The 22091-nt window shown below is 57.8% G+C and carries 20 protein-coding genes; 8 read left to right on the top strand and 12 right to left on the bottom strand.

The window, feature by feature from the left end; genetic code table 11:
• Window positions 1-105: 105 nt before the first annotated feature.
• Window positions 106-792, top strand: a complete 687-nt coding sequence (locus ACXJGX_RS12545; RefSeq protein ID WP_474782167.1) for a response regulator transcription factor — start codon at window positions 106-108, stop codon at window positions 790-792.
• Between the two features lie 410 nt (window positions 793-1202).
• Here the strand turns inward: ACXJGX_RS12545 and ACXJGX_RS12540 are convergent, their stop codons facing one another.
• Together ACXJGX_RS12540 and serB are read right to left on the bottom strand one after the other, a co-directional pair.
• Entirely contained in the window at window positions 1203-2324 is a 1122-nt protein-coding gene (locus tag ACXJGX_RS12540; RefSeq protein ID WP_474782165.1) for a trans-sulfuration enzyme family protein, read from the bottom strand.
• 151 nt (window positions 2325-2475) lie between these two features.
• Window positions 2476-3351, bottom strand: coding sequence for a phosphoserine phosphatase SerB (gene serB, locus ACXJGX_RS12535; protein WP_474782163.1), 876 nt, complete (start codon window positions 3349-3351; stop codon window positions 2476-2478).
• Window positions 3352-3505: 154 nt separating this feature from the next.
• Between serB and ACXJGX_RS12530 the strand changes: the two genes are divergently transcribed.
• From ACXJGX_RS12530 to mnmH, 4 genes are all read left to right on the top strand, one after another.
• Entirely contained in the window at window positions 3506-4648 is a 1143-nt protein-coding gene (locus tag ACXJGX_RS12530) for a phosphoserine transaminase (protein ID WP_474782161.1), read from the top strand.
• A gap of 92 nt (window positions 4649-4740) precedes the next feature.
• Window positions 4741-6333 carry a phosphoglycerate dehydrogenase gene (serA, locus tag ACXJGX_RS12525; RefSeq protein WP_474782159.1) on the top strand — a complete coding sequence of 531 codons (1593 nt, stop codon included), beginning with the start codon at window positions 4741-4743 and terminating at the stop codon, window positions 6331-6333.
• A 52-nt stretch (window positions 6334-6385) separates the two neighbouring features.
• Window positions 6386-7174: a metallophosphoesterase family protein gene (locus tag ACXJGX_RS12520; protein WP_474782157.1), complete on the top strand. Its 789-nt coding sequence runs from the start codon at window positions 6386-6388 to the stop codon at window positions 7172-7174.
• Window positions 7175-7264: 90 nt separating this feature from the next.
• Entirely contained in the window at window positions 7265-8317 is a 1053-nt protein-coding gene (gene mnmH / locus ACXJGX_RS12515) for a tRNA 2-selenouridine(34) synthase MnmH (protein ID WP_474782468.1), read from the top strand.
• Here the strand turns inward: mnmH and selD are convergent.
• Genes selD through ACXJGX_RS12485 form a run of 6 tightly spaced genes read right to left on the bottom strand, consistent with a single transcriptional unit; the run spans window position 8304 to window position 15419 of the window.
• Window positions 8304-10400 (bottom strand): selenide, water dikinase SelD, encoded by a 2097-nt coding sequence (gene selD / locus ACXJGX_RS12510; RefSeq protein ID WP_474782155.1) that lies wholly within the window; start codon window positions 10398-10400, stop codon window positions 8304-8306. The two genes, mnmH and selD, sit on opposite strands and share 14 nt — an antisense overlap.
• Window positions 10397-10954, bottom strand: a complete 558-nt coding sequence (locus tag ACXJGX_RS12505) for a pyridoxamine 5'-phosphate oxidase family protein (protein ID WP_474782153.1) — start codon at window positions 10952-10954, stop codon at window positions 10397-10399. Before ACXJGX_RS12505 ends, selD begins: the two co-directional genes overlap by 4 nt.
• Window positions 10947-11972 carry a lipocalin-like domain-containing protein gene (locus ACXJGX_RS12500; RefSeq protein WP_474782150.1) on the bottom strand — a complete coding sequence of 342 codons (1026 nt, stop codon included), beginning with the start codon at window positions 11970-11972 and terminating at the stop codon, window positions 10947-10949. The genes ACXJGX_RS12505 and ACXJGX_RS12500 overlap by 8 nt, the downstream gene beginning before the upstream one ends.
• The gene (locus ACXJGX_RS12495) at window positions 11962-14346 is read right to left on the bottom strand and encodes an FtsX-like permease family protein (RefSeq protein ID WP_474782149.1); all 2385 of its coding nucleotides are present in this window, start codon (window positions 14344-14346) and stop codon (window positions 11962-11964) included. The genes ACXJGX_RS12500 and ACXJGX_RS12495 overlap by 11 nt, the downstream gene beginning before the upstream one ends.
• Window positions 14343-14999, bottom strand: coding sequence for an ABC transporter ATP-binding protein (locus ACXJGX_RS12490; protein WP_474782147.1), 657 nt, complete (start codon window positions 14997-14999; stop codon window positions 14343-14345). Before ACXJGX_RS12490 ends, ACXJGX_RS12495 begins: the two co-directional genes overlap by 4 nt.
• A gap of 54 nt (window positions 15000-15053) precedes the next feature.
• Window positions 15054-15419 (bottom strand): VOC family protein, encoded by a 366-nt coding sequence (locus tag ACXJGX_RS12485; protein WP_474782145.1) that lies wholly within the window; start codon window positions 15417-15419, stop codon window positions 15054-15056.
• A gap of 136 nt (window positions 15420-15555) precedes the next feature.
• Between ACXJGX_RS12485 and ACXJGX_RS12480 the strand changes: the two genes are divergently transcribed.
• A complete protein-coding gene (locus ACXJGX_RS12480; protein ID WP_474782143.1) occupies window positions 15556-16731 on the top strand; it encodes an acetyl-CoA C-acyltransferase family protein in 1176 nt (391 codons plus the stop codon).
• A gap of 31 nt (window positions 16732-16762) precedes the next feature.
• Here the strand turns inward: ACXJGX_RS12480 and yaaA are convergent, their stop codons facing one another.
• Window positions 16763-17536 carry a peroxide stress protein YaaA gene (gene yaaA / locus ACXJGX_RS12475; RefSeq protein WP_474782141.1) on the bottom strand — a complete coding sequence of 258 codons (774 nt, stop codon included), beginning with the start codon at window positions 17534-17536 and terminating at the stop codon, window positions 16763-16765.
• Window positions 17537-17593: 57 nt separating this feature from the next.
• A complete protein-coding gene (hspQ, locus tag ACXJGX_RS12470; RefSeq protein WP_474782139.1) occupies window positions 17594-17920 on the bottom strand; it encodes a heat shock protein HspQ in 327 nt (108 codons plus the stop codon).
• Window positions 17921-18000: 80 nt separating this feature from the next.
• Between hspQ and ACXJGX_RS12465 the strand changes: the two genes are divergently transcribed.
• Together ACXJGX_RS12465 and ACXJGX_RS12460 are read left to right on the top strand one after the other, a co-directional pair.
• Window positions 18001-18882 (top strand): AEC family transporter, encoded by an 882-nt coding sequence (locus ACXJGX_RS12465; protein WP_474782137.1) that lies wholly within the window; start codon window positions 18001-18003, stop codon window positions 18880-18882.
• Between the two features lie 75 nt (window positions 18883-18957).
• Window positions 18958-19545 (top strand): transglycosylase SLT domain-containing protein, encoded by a 588-nt coding sequence (locus ACXJGX_RS12460; RefSeq protein WP_474782133.1) that lies wholly within the window; start codon window positions 18958-18960, stop codon window positions 19543-19545.
• A gap of 46 nt (window positions 19546-19591) precedes the next feature.
• Here the strand turns inward: ACXJGX_RS12460 and ACXJGX_RS12455 are convergent, their stop codons facing one another.
• Together ACXJGX_RS12455 and ACXJGX_RS12450 are read right to left on the bottom strand one after the other, a co-directional pair.
• Window positions 19592-20197, bottom strand: a complete 606-nt coding sequence (locus tag ACXJGX_RS12455; protein ID WP_474782131.1) for a LolA family protein — start codon at window positions 20195-20197, stop codon at window positions 19592-19594.
• A 172-nt stretch (window positions 20198-20369) separates the two neighbouring features.
• A complete protein-coding gene (locus ACXJGX_RS12450) occupies window positions 20370-21974 on the bottom strand; it encodes a PstS family phosphate ABC transporter substrate-binding protein (RefSeq protein ID WP_474782129.1) in 1605 nt (534 codons plus the stop codon).
• Between the last annotated feature and the right edge of the window lie 117 nt (window positions 21975-22091).

The raw sequence follows: 22091 nt of genomic DNA, 5'->3' as shown, positions 1-22091 counted from the left end.
GAAACATTTGCGCCATTCATCACACGAGCGTGTGAATTTGTGACGGGAAACCTTGTCTGCGCCGTATCAAAGACACATTTCATAAGCGTAACCAAGGAGGCTGTCATGGGACAACTCAAGAAAATTCTGCTGGTCGACGACGACGACGATCTGCGCGAAGCGCTGGGCGAGCAACTGTTGATGACCGAGGACTTTGATGTCTTTGAAGCTGACGATGGTGCCAGTGCAATGGTCAAAGCCAAAGAAGGTCTTTACGATCTGATGATCCTTGACGTGGGCCTGCCCGACACAGACGGGCGCGAACTGTGCCGTTTGATGCGCAAGCAAGGTGTCAAATGCCCGATTATCATGCTGACAGCACAAGATAGCGATGCTGACACCATCTACGGGCTGGACGCCGGTGCCAATGATTACGTCAGCAAACCTTTCAAATTTCCTGTCCTTTTGGCGCGTATTCGCAGCCAATTGCGGGCGCATGAACAGTCCGAAGATGCCGTTTTCCAGCTTGGGCCATACACGTTCAAGCCGGCCCAAAAGATGCTGATCACCGAAGACGACAAGAAGGTTCGCCTGACGGAAAAGGAAACAAACATCCTCAAATACCTCTATCGTTCGACCGATGGTGTGGTCGCCCGCGATGTGCTTTTGCACGAGGTTTGGGGCTATAATGCCGGTGTCACGACACACACGCTCGAGACACATATTTATCGGCTTCGCCAAAAAATTGAACCAGATCCGTCCAATGCGCGCCTTCTTGTGACCGAATCTGGGGGCTATCGATTAGTGGCGTAGGGTACTCCACCCGACGATTTGGTGCCCTCCCTTGCCAGATCGTCGGGACCCAAGTTCCCGCCGGTGATCGGGTTATATCACCACCTCCCTGTTGAACTTGCCGGGCCACGTGCCCGGCAATTTTTTGGGGGCGTTATGGCGCGTGCTTATCCACACGCCTTATCCGCCAAACCCCAAGGGATGTTTATGCGCAGCGGCCTGTTCACCTAGCCAGTTGTATTCAGGACAGGTTCATCCCAGCTGGAATTATGCGTACAACGCAGTTGCGATGTGACAGGTGACCCGCAGTGCGACCCTGATTTTAGCCGCGATCATTACCCACGCTTCACCCGTCGGGTCGTTCTTTGCCGCATAGGATCGTCAATCCGGTTAACTGCCGACCCCAAGTACAATTCCGTCGATGCGCCGCTTTATCCCAAGGCTTGATCCCAATCGGCGATCAAATCCCCGATGTCTTCGATCCCCACCGATACTCGGATCAGGTTTTCGGGGATGCCTGTATGCGGCTCGATTGTGTGGCGGTGCTCGACAAGGCTTTCGACTCCGCCCAGTGACGTAGCCCGCAAAAACAGCTCTAGCTTCCCAACGACACGCAATGCATCTTCGCGGCCGCCCTTGACCAGAACTGACAACAACCCGCCGTATCCGCCGGTCATTTGCCGTTTGGCGATCGCATGGCCGGGGTGGTGCGGCAGGCCGGGGTAGAAGACATCCGCCACGTTCGGGTGCTGTAACAGATGTTCTGCCAGAACTTGGGCGTTCTGCGTCATCCGTTCCACCCGCAGCGGCAGTGTGCGCATCGCACGGGTCAGCAACCATGCCTCGAACGGGCCAAGGATCGCGCCCGCACCTTTGCGGTCCGCACGGATATCGCCCCAGATCCGTGTGTGCGCGTCATTGGTCGACAAAACCCCCGCCAGCACATCGGAATGCCCGTTGATCCCCTTGGTCGCCGAATGCATCACAATGTCCGCGCCATGTGCCAAAGGCTGCATCAGCACCGGTGTGGCCGCAGTGGCATCAACCACAAGGGTGGCGTTGGTCGCGTCAGCCAATGCACGCACATCAACGGTTTTCAGCCACGGGTTCGAAGGTGTTTCGATAAACACCAACGCGGGTTCATGGGTGGCACAGGTTTCGGCCAGATCAGGCACATCAGCTTCGATCAGGTGAATATCCCGCCGCGTGCAGAAATCCCTGATCCACGCCGTGGTCCCCCAATATATGCCGGATTGAACGACCGCCGTTGCGCCATTCGGCAATGTGCGAAACACAGCCGCAATCGCCGCCATCCCTGACGGAAACAGCAGTGTTTCCGCCGCACCTTCGAGGCGCTGCAACACGGCTTCGGCCTGTCGCAAATTATCCGAATTATCACGCGAATAAATGTTGTCAGGGCGAATCAGATCGTAATTCTCGTCGCGCAGAAACGTCGTCGACGGCTGCAACGCAGGGACAACGCCCCCGGACTGTGGGTCAAGCGCGCCCGCGGCATGGGCGGCAATAGTGGCGGGTTTGAGATTGTTTTTCATCCCCACATCTGGCGTAGATTCTGTGGGAATTGCAAGGGACTACCCTGTGCAATTCCACCCACAATGACAGAACCTATTTCCGATGTTTGTTCGCTTGCGCTATGGCGCTTATCCTTGCGATCGCTCACGTGACCGGTGCCGGCACAGCGGATCAGGTCACGAACTGATCGCGTGAATACCCTTGGATAAACAGCAAAGCGGTCAGGTCACCGTGGTTCACACGCACATCGCATTCTGCTTGCACCGACGGTTTCGCGTGTAATGCAACGCCTGTGCCCGCGCGGGTCAACATGCCCAAATCATTTGCGCCGTCCCCCACCGCCAAAACATCAGTCTCGCCGATTCCCAACCGGGCAGTAATCTCTTCCAGCGCCGTCACTTTGGCGGCTTTGCCCAAGATCGGTAGGCCGGGCGCCCCGGTCAGTTTGCCATCCGCCACCAACAACGTGTTCGCGCGGTGTTCGTCGAACCCCAAAATCGCTGCGATTCGCGTGGTGAAGGCGGTAAAACCACCTGAAACAAGTGCGGCATATCCGCCGTTCGCTTTCATTGTACTGACCAATTCATAGCCGCCAGGCATCAGCGTAATGCGTTCATCCAGCACCTTTTCGATCACCGATTCCGGCAGGCCGCGCAACAGCCCGACCCGCTCTGTCAGGGCTTCGTTAAAATCCAGTTCGCCGTTCATTGCGCGGGCCGTAATATCCGCGACACGTGGACCTACGCCCGCCTCTGCTGCCAGTTCATCAATGCATTCCTGTTGGATCATGGTGCTGTCCATGTCGGCTAACAGCATTTTTTTACGCCTGTTTTCCGTAACTTGCGCGACCAGATCGACACCGCTGCGCTGCAAATCCCCCCAGATGTCCCAAAAATTACTTGGCATCACAGGGACCGTAAATTCGGCGGCTTCCCCCACCGACAACCAAACCGCATTGCCACCGCCCCAAGCGTTGCGCAAATTTTCAACAAGCGCCTGATCAAGAGGCTGCACAGCAGGGTTCGTCAAAAGCGTTACAGTGAACATGGGTTTCCTATCGGCGTCAAAGGGTGTCGCAAAAAGTATCTCAAGCGGCGGTCTAGCGTCATTTTACCGCTTGTGAAAGGTCACCGGGACCTCTATCTGCGGCATCGGGACACCCTTCCCCAACGAAGGGCGATTATCTGTGAGGATACCAGCAATGGTTATGACTAAACCGACCGCGCGGCCAATGAATCCGCGTTTTTCTTCCGGCCCATGTGCCAAACCCCCCGTCTGGAAATTAGAATCGCTGCGTGACGCCCCATTGGGTCGGTCACACCGTGCGGGTGTTGGCAAAGCCAAGCTTGCCGAAGCCATCGACCTGACCCGCGACATTTTGGGCATCCCGGCGGATTACCGCATCGGCATCGTGCCCGCGTCCGACACCGGCGCATTTGAAATGGCGATGTGGTCTCTTTTGGGTGAACGTCCGGCAGAAATGGTCGCATGGGAATCCTTCGGCGCGGGCTGGGTCACAGATGTGGTCAAGCAGCTAAAAATCGACGCCACAGTCCACGAGGCCGCCTATGGCGAAATCGTCGATATGGCTGCACTGAATTACGACAACGACGTTTGCTTTACATGGAACGGCACGACATCTGGCGTCCGCGTCCCCACTGGCGACGTGATCCCCGGTGACCGCGCGGGTCTGACACTGTGTGATGCGACATCGGCCGCCTTTGCCCAGGACCTGCCCTGGGACAAACTTGATGTGACAACCTTTAGCTGGCAAAAAGTAATGGGTGGCGAAGCAGCCCATGGGATGCTGGTACTGTCGCCACGCGCCGTGGAGCGGCTGGAAAGCTATACACCCGCATGGCCGCTGCCGAAAATCTTCCGCCTGACGTCCAAGGGGAAACTGATCGAAGGCATCTTTAAGGGTGAAACCATCAACACCCCGTCGATGCTCGCAGTCGAAGATTACCTTGTCGCACTGAAATGGGGCCGCTCTATCGGTGGTTTGGATGCGCTGATGCACCGGGCCAACGCCAACGCCCAAGCGATCTGGAGCTTCTGCGCCGCCAACAACTGGATCGCCAACCTCGCGGTTGATCCTGCGACGCGGTCGAACACATCAGTCTGCCTGAAGTTCACCGATGACCGGATCAAGGACGGTGCCGCATTTGCAAAAGCAGTGGCCAAACGTCTTGAAGCGGAAAACATCGCGCTTGATATCGGTGCCTATCGTGACGCCCCTGCCGGTCTGCGGATCTGGTGTGGTGCCACAGTCGAAACATCCGATATCGAAGCTATGTTGCCTTGGCTGACATGGGCGTTCGAGACCGAAATCGAAGCGCAATAATTTTGCGTCCCGGGCCTGTCCCGGGACCGTTGACCAAAGGTCTCGGCTGATACCCGAGACGCGGATCATCCATTTTCAAAGGAGCGCCTGACATGGCACCTAAAGTACTCATCTCTGACAGCCTTTCCGACGCCGCCGTCCAGATTTTCAAGGACCGTGGCATTGACGTGGACTTCATGCCTGACCTTGGCAAAGACAAGGACAAGTTGCTGGAAGTTATCGGCAAATACGATGGTCTGGCTATCCGTTCGGCCACCAAGGCCACCGAAAAACTGATCGCCGCCGCGACCAACCTTAAGGTGATTGGCCGCGCCGGGATCGGTGTGGACAACGTCGACCGCGAGGCCGCATCCCGCAAAGGGATCATCGTCATGAACACGCCTTTCGGCAACATGATCACGACCGCCGAACACGCGATTGCGATGATGTTCGCCGTGGCACGCCAGATCCCCGAGGCAAGCGCATCGACCCACGCAGGCAAATGGGAAAAGTCGAAATTCATGGGTGTCGAGCTAACAGGCAAGACCCTTGGCGTGATCGGCGCAGGCAACATCGGGTCGATCGTTTGCGACCGCGCACGCGGCCTGAAGATGAAGGTGATCGCGATGGACCCGTTCCTGTCCGAGGAACGCGCCACCGAAATCGGCGTGGAAAAGGTAGAACTGGACGAACTGCTGAAACGCGCTGACTTCATCACGCTGCACGTGCCTTTGACCGCTGACACCAAAAACATTCTGAGCGCGGAGAACCTTGCCAAAACCAAAAAAGGCGTGCGGATCATCAACTGCGCCCGTGGTGGTCTGGTGGACGAAGCCGCACTGGCAGAGCTGATCAAATCGGGCCATGTTGCTGGCGCCGCTTTTGACGTGTTCGCAGAAGAACCCGCGACCGAGAACCCATTGTTCAACCTGCCTAATGTTGTCTGCACACCGCATTTGGGCGCCGCAACATCCGAAGCCCAGGAAAACGTGGCACTGCAAGTGGCCGAACAAATGTCCGACTATCTGCTGACAGGTGCGGTTCAAAACGCGCTGAACATGCCATCGGTCACCGCCGAAGAAGCCAAGATCATGGGCCCGTGGATCAAACTGTCCGGTCACCTTGGCAACTACATCGGTCAGATGACCGACGAACCGATCAAAGCTGTGAACATTCTGTTCGACGGCGAGGTCAGCAGCATGAACCTGAAGGCACTGACCGCGGCCACCATCGCCGGGATCATGAAAACCGCCAACCCTGACGTGAACATGGTTTCGGCGCCTGTCATTGCCAAAGAACGCGGGATCAAGATCTCGACCACAAAGCAGGACCAGTCCGGCGCGTTTGAAGGTTACGTCAAGGTCACCATCGTCACCGACACGCGCGAACGGTCGATCGCAGGTACCGTATTCAACGACGGCAAGCCACGTTTCATCCAGATCAAAGGGATCAACCTTGACGCGGAAGTCGGCGAGCACATGCTTTACACCACTAACAAAGACGTGCCGGGGATTATCGGGACGTTGGGGACAATCTTGGGCAAGAATGACGTGAACATCGCGAACTTCACCTTGGGCCGCTCTGAATCCAAAGGCGAGGCAATCGCGATGCTGTACCTTGACGCGCCACTGCCACAAAAGGCGGCCGATGATTTGAATGCCACCGGGTTGTTCCGGCAAGTCAAACCGCTGCATTTCGACGTCTAAATCACCAAAGGCGCGGGTCACCCCCCGCGCCTTTTTCTTTAAGGTCATGCACATGCAACCCATCTACGCCATCGGCGATATTCACGGGCAAAAAGACATGCTTGATTCCGCGCTGTCGCTGATCGCTGCAGATGGCGGGGTGGACGCGCATATCGTGTTTTTGGGTGACTACGTGGACCGCGGGCCGGACAGCCGCGGCGTTATCGACACGCTGATCGCGGGGAAAGACGCCGGGCGGCCGTGGACATTTCTGGTGGGCAACCATGACCGCATGTTCACCCGCTTTATTCGCGATGGCCGGCAGCACGACCCGCGTGTCAAATCCGGGCTGAACTGGTTGAACCCCCGGCTTGGCGGGGCGCAAACGTTGCAGTCCTATGGCATTCGTGGCGACATGCATTTTGCCGACCACACAGAGGGCGATTTGGAAAAACTGGTGCATTGCGAGGCAGAGGCAGGCTGGATCACCCCCGCCGCGCTGATTGCCGCCGCACAGTCGAGTATTCCCGAATCCCACCTTACCTTTCTTGAAAATCTCCCTTTGTGGCATAGCGTCGAAGACCTGCTTTGTGTGCATGCCGGACTGCGCCCGGGCATCCCGTTGCAAGCCCAAGACCCCGAGGATCTTATTTGGATTCGCGAAGGGTTTCTTGACGCCGATCATGACTTTGGCCCGCTGGTTGTGCATGGGCATACCGCGCTTGACCATCCGCTACATTTTGGCACCCGCGTTGATCTGGACGGCGGGGCTGGTTATGGGCGTCCCCTCGTGCCCGCCGTGTTCGAAGGCCGCGACTGCTGGACGCTGACAGACGCAGGCCGCGTGCCACTGCGTGCGTGATACGGCCTGCGTGGCGTGCGTCACCAGAAATAAGGCGCGCGATGCATGCGCCGGCTTTTGCTTGCAGGTTGCCTAGGCTACACGCATTACATGTCAATTGAATTTGCGTCCCTTTCTGCTCTGCTCGCGCACGGATTTGACACCGTGATTGACGTGCGTTCGCCTGCAGAATTTGCCGAAGACCACGTGCCGGGCGCGATAAATCTGCCAGCGCTGTCCAATGACCAGCGCGCAGAAATCGGCACACTTTACAAACAGGTAAGCCCCTTTGACGCCCGCAAAAAAGGCGCCGCAATGGTCGCCCGCAACGTGGCCGATCATATCAATGGGCCGCTCGCTGACAAAGACGGCAGCTGGCGTCCGCTGGTTTATTGTTGGCGCGGCGGCCAAAGGTCTGGGTCGGTCGCGTCGATCCTGACACAGATCGGCTGGCGGGCGGATACCGTCCAGGGCGGCTATCAAAGCTTTCGTCGTTTGGTGAACCGTGCGGTTTACGATGACGTACTGCCGCACCGTTTCGTGTTACTCGATGGGAATACCGGCACCGCAAAGACCGCGCTGTTGGGCCACCTGTCCGATCGTGGCGTGCAGGTGCTGGATCTTGAGGGGCTTGCGTCACATCGTGGGTCGTTGCTGGGTGCAATACCGGGAGGGCAGCCCGCGCAAAAAGCATTTGAAACAGCCATTGCTTTGGCCTTGCACCACCTAGACCCGTCGCGCCCCGTCGTGGTCGAGGCCGAAAGCAGTAAGATCGGGCGGCTGATCGTTCCACCTTCGGTATGGGCCGCCATGCTGTCGGCACCACGCATTGTCATTGATGCCCCGCTTGCGGCGCGTGCCGCGTTCCTGACGCATGCCTATGCGGATGTGATTTCTGACCCCGACAGCGTTGCAGAACGCCTTGCACATCTGCGTCGCGTGCGCGGCCATGCGGTGGTGGATCGCTGGATCACCTTGCTGCGTGCCGAAGATTTTTCAGGGTTGGCGACCGCATTGATGGTGGATCACTATGATCCGGCCTATTCTAAATCCCGCCGGATGGATGACCCGACCGTTTTAGGTGTGATCGAAGCAGCCGCGCTTGACGCAGCCGGTCAAGCGACAGCAGCAGACACGATCGCACGTATACTTAAAGCGTTTTAATGGCCGTTCCATCGGTGATTTCCCCGATGATTGCGGCAGAATACCCCGCATTTTTCAATGCTGCCAGCAGCCCAGGGGCAGATCGCACATCAACCGCTGCAAGCAAGCCACCCGCAGTCTGCGGATCAAACAACAGGCTTGGGACGGGTCCATCAATTGTCCCTGCCCCAGCAACGTTATCGTCAAATAATGTCGACTGAATGCCGGCATCAGACAGCGCCTGCGCGCCATCCATCAGCGGAATTTCATCCAACCTTAATACCGCGCCTGCCGCTGAGGCGTCGCACATTCCCCGTAAATGACCGGCCAGTCCAAACCCCGTGACATCGGTCATCGCGTGGGCGCTGGCAAGAATATCTGCGGCGCGGGCCTGCCCCTGCATCATCTGGTCCAAACACGCGATCACATCTGCCCCACGCGCACGTCCCGCCATTTCGGCAGCCATAATCGTCCCGCTGCCAATGGGTTTCGTCAGGATCAACGCATCACCCGGTTTGGCGCCCGCCAGTCTGATTGGTGCGTCGGTCAACCCGGTCAGCGTAAAGCCAATTGTCAATTCATCGCCAAGCGACGAATGCCCGCCAGCAACCGTGGCGCCAGCGCCGGCCAAGACCTCGGTTGCTGTCGTCATGATTTCAACCATGGTGCGCTGTTGCAACGTCGCGGACATGCGCGGCAGAATTAGACTGATCGTCGCAGCCTGGGGGGTTGCCCCCATCGCCCAAATATCGCCCAGCGCGTGGGTCGCCGCGATCCGCGTCATCACCACCGGATCAAGCGTCAGGGCACGCAAATGATCGGTTGAAATCACCTGCCCTTTTTGGATCTCTGCCGCGTCATCGCCAAACTCCGCACCTAAGACAGTTTGCAGTGCGGCCCGCCCGACCTTGGCCCCGCAACCACCACACATCGGTTTGTCGCCCAATGCGTCGCGCATACCATTTGCCACAACGCGCGGTACGTCGGGCGCGGGCATCACTGGTAACTGCGCGAACTGACGCATGAATTTTCGGTCGATATAATCCTTTAGCCACCATAATGCGGGCCCGGACCAAACGCGGCCATACCGCTCTGCCAGCGCAGACTGGCGCCCAAGCGAAATAAGCTTCAGATAATCCTTTTGCGGTTTATAGGCCCGCATCTTTCCGCCGGATAATACCGCACGCAGATTATCAAACAGAACGGGGGCTTCGCGCACCGCATAAACGCCCGCCTTTGGACGCGGATCAAAGCCCAGATGCGCACAATCACCAACAGCGAAAATATGCGGATCGCTGGACTGCAATTGCGCATCGACCGTGATAAATCCTGTGTGCAAGGACACATCAGTTTGCGCAATCCAGTCATGCGGTTTTGCCCCGGCGGCCCCGGTGGTAAAGTCGCTCGCGATCTGGCGGCCATCTGACAACACCACACTGTGCTGGGTGATTTCTACAATTTCTGCGTTTTCGATGACATCAACACCGCAATCATCCAAAGCCACGCGCATTTTATCCTGCGCTTTGTGTCCCAGCGCTGACAGCGCCCGCCCTCTGTCGATCAAGCTTACATCGGGTGTTCGTGCGCGCAACGCGTGCGCCATTGCCATTGCCAGTTCGGCCCCTGCAACGCCCCCACCGATCACAACAACCTTGGGCAAGGTTGCGTCCTTGCTGTATCTCTCCCAGTGGCTCGCAAAGGCGCCAAGCGGTTTCGCCGGGATCGCATGTTCGGCGAAACCCGGTAGGGCCGGCATTTCAGACGTGATCCCCACATCCACCGACAGCACATCGTATGCTATTGGCGCGCGTCCGGGGACGGTCACGGTTTTTGCAGCCACGTCGATCCCATCTACCGCCCCGTTGATCAGCCGCGCCCCCGCGAACCGGGCCAGTTTGACCAGATCAATATCAAGCGCATCGCGCCCGTAATGCCCGGCAACAAAGCCCGGCAGCATCCCGGAATAGGGCGCCGTTGGACCGGGGTTGATCACGGTCACCCGCACACCGGGCAGCGGGTTCATCCCCCACATCCGCAGGACAAGCGCGTGCGTATGCCCGCCACCAATCAACACAAGGTCACGGGTGAACGGGAACTGCATCATGGCGACAACCACTGCCCTGCCCAATGACTGGACCGTGCAAAACACGCACGCCGATGATCCAGGCCCAAATGCACCACATCAATCGTCATGATCCGGCAGGTCAAAACTGCAAATGTCGCCGGGTCCGGCTGTTTGACGTAATCCAGCGCGCGATCAATCTGGGTGCCGGGCGACGGCGTGACGCCATAGGCCTGCTGCGCGTGGTCGGGGATGTTGTCCCATAGCCCCTGAGTATCCGAGCCAGAAGAAATCGAAACCTCGGCCTGCAACCGCAGTTGCAACGCCTGTGCCGCATCCCAGATATGGAGCGCAGCGCGCGGGTTGGCGCGCAGGCTGCGGATTTTGTCCGAATAAAGATCGGTATGTACTGTCACCTGCGCATCTTGCCGGTCCGCTGACCGCAGAACCACCGTACGCACTTGGGGCCACCCCTGTGGCGACACGGTCGCAAAACTGGGCAAACGGGCGGGGTGATCGGCCCGCGCAACGCCCTTGTCCAGCGTCGCCCAAACGTGGTCTTGCAGACCTGCCAGCGTCTCGAACCATTCACTCATAACCTGTCATCTCCAGATAGCCGCGGCCTTGATGACTGCCGGTGACGATCACCGGACCTTCCCAGTAGGGTACGCTGGTTGTCATCCATGCGTTGTCGTTGATCGCAGAAACCGTGACATCGACCCCCTTCGCAGGCAATGCAACCTGCCAGCGGACCGGGACGTCATCGTCATTCATCGCCAGCGGGATCGCGTCAAACGCACCCTCCGGATACGGTGTGGTTGTCCCATCGCGTTCTATCCACGTGGCCGATGTGTAGTGCGCGCCATCCGTTTGCTGCAACCGAAACCCCATCAATTTATCGCCGCTGTCAAAAGACAATGAAAACCAATCCCAGCCGGTTTGCGTGGCACCCAAAGGCTGGCTTGACCATTCGCGATCCAGCCACGCCGTCCCAGTGACCGCAACCGGGCCATCCGGCAGGTTCAGCCAACCCGATATGTCAAAAAACGGTTGCGAATAATAATAGGACGCCTGCCCCTGCGCCGATTTGACCGAATACCCGTCCTGCCCGTGCAGAACGATCGGTCCCTTGGCAGTCAGGTCCATATCATAGCTGAAATCAGGGCCGCTTGCAGACATCTGCAACTGATCCCAATTGCCTGTCATCTGCCAATCATCAATCCACGCACTGAACGGATCAGCGGTCACACCTGCCTGGCCGATCCCACCGCGCCCCAACCGTTCGCTCACGTAGTGCTGGGTCGGTGTCGTCACGGCCGCATGGCCCATCCACAATTGCGGCGTGTTCCAACCGGTACCATTGCCCGGTGCAAGAGCCGAGCGAAACAGCGTCCATTGCAGGCCGTAATCTGTCCCGTCCGCAGCCTTCAAGTTTGCGGTCACATACCACCATTCAATCCGGTAATCGTTGTGCGCGCCATGGTCTGTGGGGAAATCGAACACCGGGTTTGGTTGCGGCACCGCAAACCCATCGACCGCGGTACCAAGTCCGGCAAAACCTTGGGCGCTGCCCATGACCGGCCACAGGCACAATATCAGCGCTTTAACGTTCATTGGAAAACACCTTTAGCAAATCCGCAGGCGGTGTGCGGGCCAGCCTGCGCGCGGGCCAAAGCGCGGCAAGCGCCGCAGCCAGCAATGCGAAGATTCCCAACCGCGCATACTCGAGCGGGAAAAAATACATTGGCAGTTTCCACCCGAAGGCCGCGACATTGACAACAGCCAACAACGCCCACGCCAGCGCAAGCCCCAGCGGCAGCGCGATCACCGCCGTCAGCATCGCCAGCAAAACCGCGCGCAGCAATTCAAGACGCCCCAATTGTGCGCGCGTCATTCCCATCGCCCATGCGGGCGCCAGTTGCGGCACACGCATCGCCGCCAGCGTGAGCAGGCTCATTAAAATCGCAAAACCGGCGATAGCGAGGGTAAGAATATTAAGGGCGGTGGTGACGGTGAATGTGCGCTCAAAAATTTCAAGCGAAACAGCCTTGATCCCTGCTTGATTGATCACTTGAGACGGCGAAATCCCCGTGGAATCGACAAGACCGGTGACAAAATCCGGCGCGGATGCCGGTGCAATCCGTATGCCAAACCGCTGTGGCGTGACATCGGGGAACAAGGCGGAAAAAAGCGGTTCCGATATCACCGCCTGACCAATCGGGTTGCCATAATCACCGTAAATCCCTGCAACCGGCAGGGTCTGACCCTGCACAGTCACGTGATCCCCGACATCCAGCCCGCCGCGCCGCGCCAACTGTTCGTTCACCAAAATCGATCGTCCGGCAAACGTCGTGTCCCATAGACCAACAGCCCCCTCAAGCATCTGCCAGTTGTCGCGATAGGTGGCATGGTCACGCGTGCCGTATACTTCGGTCGGCTGACCGGCGATGCTGATTTGTACGAACTGGATTGGTAAAACCGCATCGACCCGTGTGGTCGCATAGGCCGCGATCGCGCCAGCTTCGGCCGGGCTTTCAGCACTAATATAGAGTTCGGACGCCAGTCGCTGCTCTAGAAAGCCGGTAAAGGTCATTCGAAAGCTCGACACCATCGTCGATACCCCCACATTCGCTGCCATCGCCAACAAAAGCGCCATCAATGCCAGTGACAACCCCGGCAATTGCTGGCGGGTGTCGGCCCAGAACCATTGTGCTGTGATCGATTTGGCACCCGTGCTTGCCACCGCTAGAACCCGGTCCAACAGGAACGGCAAAGCCAGCGCCGCACCAATCAAAAGACACCCCAGCAAGGCAAACCCCGCCACCAACCCGTCTGCGGTCAGCACAAGCACCACGGCACCGATCAGCAGCATGCCAGCCACGATCGCTTGCTGTTGTGCCGCGCGCGTGGCGGCCATCGACAGCGCACGCCGCTGCGCCCCTGCTAACAACGGCATCCGCGATATTTTCCACAGGGCACCGCTTGCTGCAATTGCCGTGCCGCCCAGCGCAATGCCCATCCCCGACAGCCACCAGACAGGACGCAGTTGCAGCGTGCCTGACACGTCAGCCCCGTAAAGCCCGCGAAGTGTTGCCGCCACGTCCGGCAGCAAAAACGCTGCAATACCATAGCCCAACGCCACACCGATGGTGCCAGCGACCAGCGCAAAGATCATCAACTCGGCCGCCATCAGGACAATCAGCTTACGCAACGGAACGCCCAGCGCGCGCAAAGTGCGCACCACAGGCCGCCGCTGTTCAAACGCCAATCCAATAGCACCATTCACGATAAAAATGCCAACGGCAAAGGACAGCAAGCCAAAGGCGGTCAGGTTCAGGTGAAAGCTGTCAGTAAGTTGACCGACATCGGTGCCGCCCTGCGCGCGTTGCCAGATCAGATCAGGCGCGACGCCCGCCAGGTCGCCTTGACGTGCAGGTTGCCGGGGAACGACCACCAGACTGTCGATCTGCCCGGGCCTGTTCAACAGCCGTTGCGCCACAGAAATATCCGTGATCGCAGTATTCGGAGCAGTGTCCGGCACGACGATCACGTCTTGATCCGGCAGCAAGGCCGCAACATCTGCATTTGCGAACAGCAGTCCCTTGGTGCCAAAAAACCGGTCGATATCAACGTCGCTGATCACATCTACCGGAACAATCGCCCCCGGCGCGGTCAGTGGATCGATCCCCACAATCCGTATTCCGTTCATCCGGCCTGTGATGACCGGGCTGACCAACCAACCGGCACGGCGCAGCGCGACATATGTGGTCTGGTCAATCGGTTGCCCGTCGCGGCGCAACAGCCTGTCATAGCTGCCTTCGCCCAACGTCGCCGACGCGGCAGCATAGCTGGCGCGCGCTTCGGCGTTCACCGCCTGCACCCCCGACCACAGCGCGGTGGCCAGCGCGAGCCCCGCAAGCAAGGTGAATAGTTGCATCGGGCTGCGCCACCAATGTGACAGCAGCGCTTGCAGCGTGACGCGCGTCATGCGACCTGACCCGCCCGCAAATGCAAACGGCGCTGCATCCGTCCGGCCAACGCATCCGAATGGGTCACCATAAGCAATCCAGCGCCCGTTTGCGAAACCAATTCAAGCATCAGGTCCATGACCGTGGCCGCTGTTGTCTCGTCCAAATTGCCTGTAGGTTCGTCCGCCAACACCAAATGCGGTTTTGGCGCCAGGGTACGCGCAATCGCAACGCGCTGTTGTTGCCCACCCGACAATTGCTCGGGGTATTTGGTTAGTTGTGGCGTCAACCCCATACGATCCGCTAATGCCTTCGCCCAATCGGGGTCGTATTTATTGGCAAGCCGCGCCTGAAACGCGATATTGTCGCGCACGTTCAGGCTGGGGATCAGATTGAACTGTTGAAACACCACCCCGACAGTGCCACGGCGCAAAGCCGCACGTCCGTTATCGTCCAGCCCCGCCATCTCTTGACCGTCAAGAACGATGCGCCCCTGATCAGGGGTATCAAGCCCGCCAATCAGGTGCAAAAGCGTACTTTTTCCGCTGCCTGACTCGCCCGTCAGCGCAAGCGTCTGCCCGTGATCAAGCTGCAAGGCGACACCGCGCAAGACAGCAAAAGGGCCATCCGCAGTTTGATAGATCTTATGAATATTCTCAACGTTAAGTAACATGATCCCTCGCGGCTCTGATTTGACATAGCACAAGCCACTGCAAAGGAAACGGCGCTAGCGTGTTTGGGCCGCGATCAATTCGACGCGGTTGCCGACGGGATCAGATGTGAAAAACCGCCTGATGCCCGGCAGCCCGGTGGCCCAGCGCACGTCGTGCTGTGCATCGTTCAATCGGGTCGCCAACACGTCTAAATCGCAAACCGAAAATGCCGGATGTGCCTTCGTAGCCGGAGCAAACTGCGGATCGACGCCAAAATGCACGTCAATTGTCCCGGACCGCGCCCAGAACCCACCGCGCCCTTGCAACGCAATCGGCTTTGGGACCTCTACCATGCCCAGCAGGTCGAGGTAAAAGGCCCTCATGCGGGGTTCGGCACCTTTAGGCAGCGCAAGCTGAATATGCTCGAGTGATAGGATCATAAGACACTGACTGTATACATATGCATACCAAATACAGGCCATGTCCGCAGTTTTCAGTCAGTTTGTGACCTGACGTCTTGCTAGCCGCAGGGATCTGGCGGGGTAAACTACGTTCAAATCATTCTGGGAGGTATCTATGACCGACATCGTAATCTTGGGTGGCGCACGCACCGCCATTGGCACATTTGGCGGGTCGCTCGCGGGCACCTCGCCCATAGATCTGGGCGCGCTGGTTACCAAAGCGGCGCTTGACCGTGCGGGCGTTACAGGCGACCAGATCGGCCATGTTGCATTTGGCCACGTGATCAACACCGAACCACGTGACATGTATGTCAGCCGGGTCGCTGCAATGAACGCGGGCATCCCCGAAACAACACCCGCGATGAACGTCAACCGTCTGTGCGGGTCCGGGGCGCAAGCCATCGTATCCATTGTGCAGTCGCTGATCCTTGGCGATGCGGAATTTGGCGTGGCGGGCGGCACCGAGAACATGAGCCGCGCGCCATACATCCTGACGGACGCTCGCTGGGGCGCAAAAATGGGCGACATCAAATCGCAAGATATGATGTTGGGCGCGCTCAACTGTCCGTTCGGGACAGGGCACATGGGCGTGACGGCAGAAAACGTCGCGGCACAATATGGCATCAGCCGCGCTGACCAAGACGCCTTTGCGCTGCAAAGTCAGGACCGCGCAGCGGTAGCGATTGCAGCGGGGCATTTTGACAGCCAAATCGTGCCGGTCCAGGTGCGCGTCAAACGCGAAATGGTCGATTTCGCCCGCGACGAACACCCCAAAGCCAGCACGATGGACACCTTGGGCACACTGCGCCCAGCCTTCCAAAAAGACGGCACCGTCACCGCAGGCAATGCATCCGGCCTGAACGACGGGGCGGCAGCCATTGTTTTGGCAACAGCCGACGCAGCCGCCAAAGCAGGGCTAACCCCCAAATTCCGCGTGCTCGGGTATGCGCATGCGGGCGTGCGCCCTGACATCATGGGAATCGGGCCAGTACCGGCCGTACAGAGCCTGTTTGCAAAAACTGGACTGACCGCCCGCGACTTTGACGTGATCGAATCAAACGAAGCTTTCGCGTCGCAGGCTTTGGCCGTGAGCCAAGAGCTTGGCTTTGATCCCGCCCGCGTCAATCCGAATGGCGGTGCCATCGCGCTTGGGCATCCGGTCGGGGCGACGGGGGCAATCATTACCGTCAAAGCAATGTACGAACTGGAACGGACCGGCGGCAAACGCGGATTGATCACCATGTGCATCGGCGGCGGCCAAGGGATTGCGCTGGCCATTGAACGGCTCTGACCCATCTTGCGGCAACGGCAGTCGGGGCGCCCTATTTCTTGGGGTAGTCCCGCACAAAAACCCATTTGTCACCTTCTGACAGCCCGGAATCAAAGGCATAGCCGTCCGCGGAAAACCCCTTGATATCCTCTGGATCGGTCAGGCGGTTTTCCACGACATAGCGGGCCATTGCGCCGCGTGCGCGTTTGGCGAAAAAGCTGACGATGCGGGGTTTGCTGTCTTTGACTTCCATAAACTGTGGCGTGACGACCCGGAGTTTTAGCGCTTTGCGGTCGGCCGCGCCAAAATATTCCTGACTGGCGCAATTGATCAACGTATCAGCCCCGACAGCCTGCGCATGATCGTTCAGCGTCGTCGCAATCTTATCGCCCCAATAGTCATAAAGCGACGTTCCACGGCGGGTTTTCAAACGGCTGCCCATTTCCAAGCGGTATGGCTGGATTGCGTCTTTGGGGCGCAGCAGGCCATACAGCCCGGATAAAATGCGCAAATGATCCTGCGCCCAATCCATATCTGCATCACGCAGCGCTGCTGCCTCAAGGCCCTGATAGGTGTCGCCATTAAATGCCCATGCTGCAGGTTTTACCGCCTCTGCGCCGGGCGCATCCGAAAACGCCGCGAAACGATCACGGTTTAGTCGCGCCAAATCATCAGAGAGATTCATCAGCGCCTTTAACTTGCCCAAGGTCAAGTTTCGCGCCGTCTTGGCCAAACGCACAGCGTCTTCTTGGAACAGTGGCGCAGTTGGCGCGATCTGCACCGGATCCATGTTCAAGGCCTTGGCGGGGGAAATAACAACAAGCATAGCAACCTTCCTGTGACGTTCCACAGGATGTAACACGCAGACCGGTCAAAACCAGACCTAGTTCAGCTGAACCTGCAACGGATAGTGGCCATTTTCAAACGGCCCAAAGAAATCATCCACATCTGGGTGATCGACGGGTTCGCCGGAATAGTCCGCAACCAGATTTTGTTCTGACACATATGCCACGTAAAAACTTTGGTCGTTCTCAGCCAGAAGGTGGTAGAACGGCTGGTCCTTTTTCGGGCGGCTATCTTCGGGAATCGCATTGTACCATGCGTCGGTATTCGAAAACGTGGCATCCACATCAAATACAACACCCCTGAAAGGATGTTTACGGTGCCGAACAATCTGGCCCAAATGATATTTCGCGCGTGTTTTGAACATCTATACTTTACCCCCTTGCAATATATGCCGCCGAGGGCTTCAAAGTCTACGGGTCCCGACAAAAATTAAGGAAACAATCTGTGACAATGGTTTTAACAGTGCTGAATATTACAGCACCGGTTTTCTTGCTAGCGGCCATCGGTTTTGCGTGGGTTAAACTTGGATTTGAATATCGGGTGGAATTCGTGACCAGACTGACGATGACCCTGTCAGTCCCCTGTCTGATCTTTGTCGCCTTGATGAAAACGCAAATTGCCCCAGAGGCCCTTGCCGCCCTGTCGCTCGCGGCGTTTGTGGCTTACCTTATCGTGATGCTGGCGTGCTACGCTGTTGTAAAGTTTGCGAAACTTAATGTCCGCACGTATTTGGCACCGCTTGTATTCGGGAACACGGGCAACCTTGGATTACCTTTGGCTTTGTTCGCATTTGGCGATGTCGGATTTGACTATGCAGTTGTTGTTTTTGCCGTCATGGCGATCTTGTCGTTCACCATCGGGGTTTGGGTTGTGTCGGGCGGCGGGTCTTTGAAACGGGTCATTCAAGAGCCGCTTGTTGGTGCCACTCTTTTAGGCGCTTTGTTTCTTTGGCACGGCTGGCAAACGCCACCGGTTATCACCAACACACTGCAACTGATTGGACAGATGGCGATTCCCATCATGCTGATCACCCTTGGCGTGGCCGTTGCGCGGCTTGAAACAAAGGCGATGACCCAAGCGATCTGGCTGTCAGTGGTCAAGGTGGTGATTTGTGTCGCGGCTGCATGGGCTGCCGCCACGTGGTTCGGCCTTGATCCGGTCGCTGCGGCAGTGCTGATCGTGCAGGTCGCGACCCCTGTCGCAGTCACATCCTATCTCTTGGCTGAAAAATACGGGGCTGATGCACAACCGGTCGCGGGATTAGTCGTCGCATCAACCGTGCTGTCGGTGGCCTATTTACCGCTCATCTTGGCTTTTGTGATCTGATCCATGCCCGTTAGGGATTTTCAGATCGGCCGCGACACGCTATCGTGTAAAAAAGCAAAGAAAAGCGAGAGGCAAATGAGCAGTTTCCTTCGCGCGATGACATTGATGCTGGTTTTAGGCAGCTGCGGTGGACCGAGCCATACCACGGCCCCCCGCAACCTTGATGACGCCTGTAGCATCGTGTCCGAGCGCCCAGAGTATTTACGTGCGTTCCGCGCCGTTGAACGCAAATACGGTGTCCCCGTGCCGTCGCTGATGGCAATTATCTATCAAGAAAGCAAATTCATCAGCAACAACCGCCCACCGCATCAATATGCCTTGGGTGTGATTCCCGTGGGGCGTCAGTCGTCAGCAGTCGGGTACAGTCAGGCGCTGGACGGGACGTGGCGCGAATATCAAAACAGTGTCGGCGGGGCGCGCGCGCGCCGCGAAGACATTGGTGACGCCACCGACTTTATGGGGTGGTACATGGTGCAAACGGTCGACGAGACCGGCGTTGCGATCCACGACACCCGCAACCAATATCTGGCCTACCATGATGGGCGCAGCGGCTATCTACGCGGTACGTGGCGTTCCAAAAGCTGGCTCGTGCGCATCGCCGGAGAGGTCGAAGCACGCGCAGCCATGTACGACGCGCAACTGCGATCCTGCCGGAAACGATAAAAAAAGGCGGCCCAAAAGGCCGCCTTTTTCAATTCTATCTGTGGGATCAATTCCCGCGATTAGCCGTCTCTGCCTGAATGTTGAACAAAATGTCACGCACCTGTCCGCCCAAGGCAAGATCGTTCAAGACGACCGTGGTTTGGGTGCCGGTCTCGTCTGTGACAATCCATTGACGCAGTTCAACCGGGTTCGCTGTAAACACCAGTTGGATATTGCCGTACTGCGGGTTTTGCGGGTCTTGCGCTGTCACCGTGGTTGCGGTGCCGTCCGACGTCACACCCGTCACCATGTCCGCCTGATCCAAATTCACGTTTTGCTGCAAAATGATCCCCAGCGGCGTCTGGTTCAGCGGATACCGTTCCGGTCCCGCGTTTGACCGTGGGTCAAAGATCGCGAGCGATCCACCGCCACCGATAACCAATGTGTCGTCCGGCGCGTTATATTCGAACCGGATCCGCCCGGGCCGTTTGATATAGATGGTACCCGTCGACAGCGTCCCGTCTTGGTTGATCTGGGTAAAGCCACCCTGCGCGGTTTGAAGCTGGTTCAGATATTGCGATATCTGCGCCAGACTGAGCTGCTGCGCCGTCGCCGCGCCTGCAGACAGGGCGACGCCAATGGCCAGAGCGAATGTGAGTATGCGTTTTTTCATGTGCCTTACCTATGTGATTGGGCGTAAATTTCTAGTCCTGACATAGGTCCACACAACCATTTTCCCAGCTGTTAGGCGATATCATGCGCGTTGACTTCGGATAACGGCCTTAAAAACGCAATGATGCCGCAAGCGGCTTGCGGCATCACGGCGTGTGTGAGGAGTGGACGATTTACTGCACCCAAATTTCCACGCGGGTATGATCGGCACCGTCCACTTGCCCTTCAGCGCAGGTCGCGGGGGAAATGCCGCCGTATCCATGCGACGAAAGCGTAAGATTAGCGGCCGTTGCGACCGACGGGGCATATCGCGAGAATGCGTCCATCATATCCGCCGCTGCTGCTGCTGAAACTGCCGTTGGATCGCTGGGAGGGTTTGCAGTATCGCTAAAACCGACAAACATCACTTCGCGCCCAGACATGGCCGGATCAGCCAGTGCTGCGGCAAGGGTCGCAAACATGGCGCGGTTCCACGCCCCTTCATTCGCGCTGACCGCGCCACCAATCATCGTCGGTGACAGGCGTTCAGCTGCGAACAGGTGCTGGAACATTTGCGCGGCATCCACCCGTTGGGCTTCATCGAAGTCCCCGGACAGCAATTGATTCAAGCGACCGTTTTTTGCGGATTCATCAAGCGCAATGGCGGTCAGGTCGCTAAACCCCTCTGCAGCGATCGATGCTTGCACGATATCGTTGGTGGCGTAGTCAAACACACGCGTCAAAAGTGATGTTTGCGGCGTTTGATCAAATCGGACGATCAGCGGACGCACCAAAGGGTAATCGCCCGAATTCATATTAAAATCCGTTGGTAACACGGCCACACCACACGTCCCCGAAACAGCAAGCACGGTATTGTCAGCCGCATCTTCGGTGCCGATGATGCTGATGCTTCCTGGGAACTGCGGAATCGACTGCGCGATGCTAATTTCATCGCTCATTGTCAGGACGTTAGCTGCCATTGTCTTGCCGACAGGCGCCATCACAAGATCGACGATTTCCGCATTGATCGGCGATGACGGTGGCAGCTTAAGTGGCAAAATCTTCAAGTCCGCGCCACCCAAAGCCGACCAATTCGTCACTTCACCCGCGTAAATATCCGCAAGTTGCTGCATGGAAATGGCATCCAAACCCACGTCTGCGGCGACAACGACCGCAAAGCCGCGCAAGCCCAGCATCTGCGCCGGCATTGCCGTGGCCGTCGCCCATTGCGTCGCATTTGCGTAGGATTCAGCTGCCGTTCCCCGCAATGAAGCTGTCCCCAGAACCGCGTCCGATGCGTTGCCTGCATCGGCTACGCGCAACTTTGCAACTTCGGACGTTGCCGCATTTGCGAGGCCGATTTCGCCTGTGGCCCCGACACTGATGGTCGCATCTGCCGTCGCGGTCATCATATAGGCACCCACGATGCTGCGGTAAATTGTATCAAACACTGGCGCGCCAAAGCTGATAAAAAAGTCGTCAGATCCGCCTGTCTCTTGTGCGATCACCGGCTCTGGCGCTGCGATTGGGGTATCAGTCGATTCGAATGCGCTGGCGGTCAGGCCAAAGTCATTTGATGTCAGCAACGACACACAACCAGCGCCAAAGCACACAACCGCGGCTGCGGGTACGCTCACGCGCCCGACCGATGTATCGACCGATATCATCGTTCCGTTGAAACCAACGACTTCGCCTTCGACGCTAATAAACCCATCCGTTGATCGAAGCTCTACAGGCTCTGCGAATAACGCGACTGGCGCAGCGGTGCAAAGCAACGCGGCAGCAAGTTTTCTAAGCATAATGTTTTGGTGCTCCACTGATCAGTTTATAAGAGCGAGGAAATGCTCGCGCCTTGATGTTTCCAGCCACCTATAATGGCGGCACATGCGTGTTAATCTTGTCTGTACTTGAACGCC

It is taken from the genome of Yoonia sp. SWMV100 (assembly GCF_056108365.1).
Note: the sequence above shows the minus strand (reverse complement) of the source record. Positions and strands in the feature narration are given on the sequence as shown.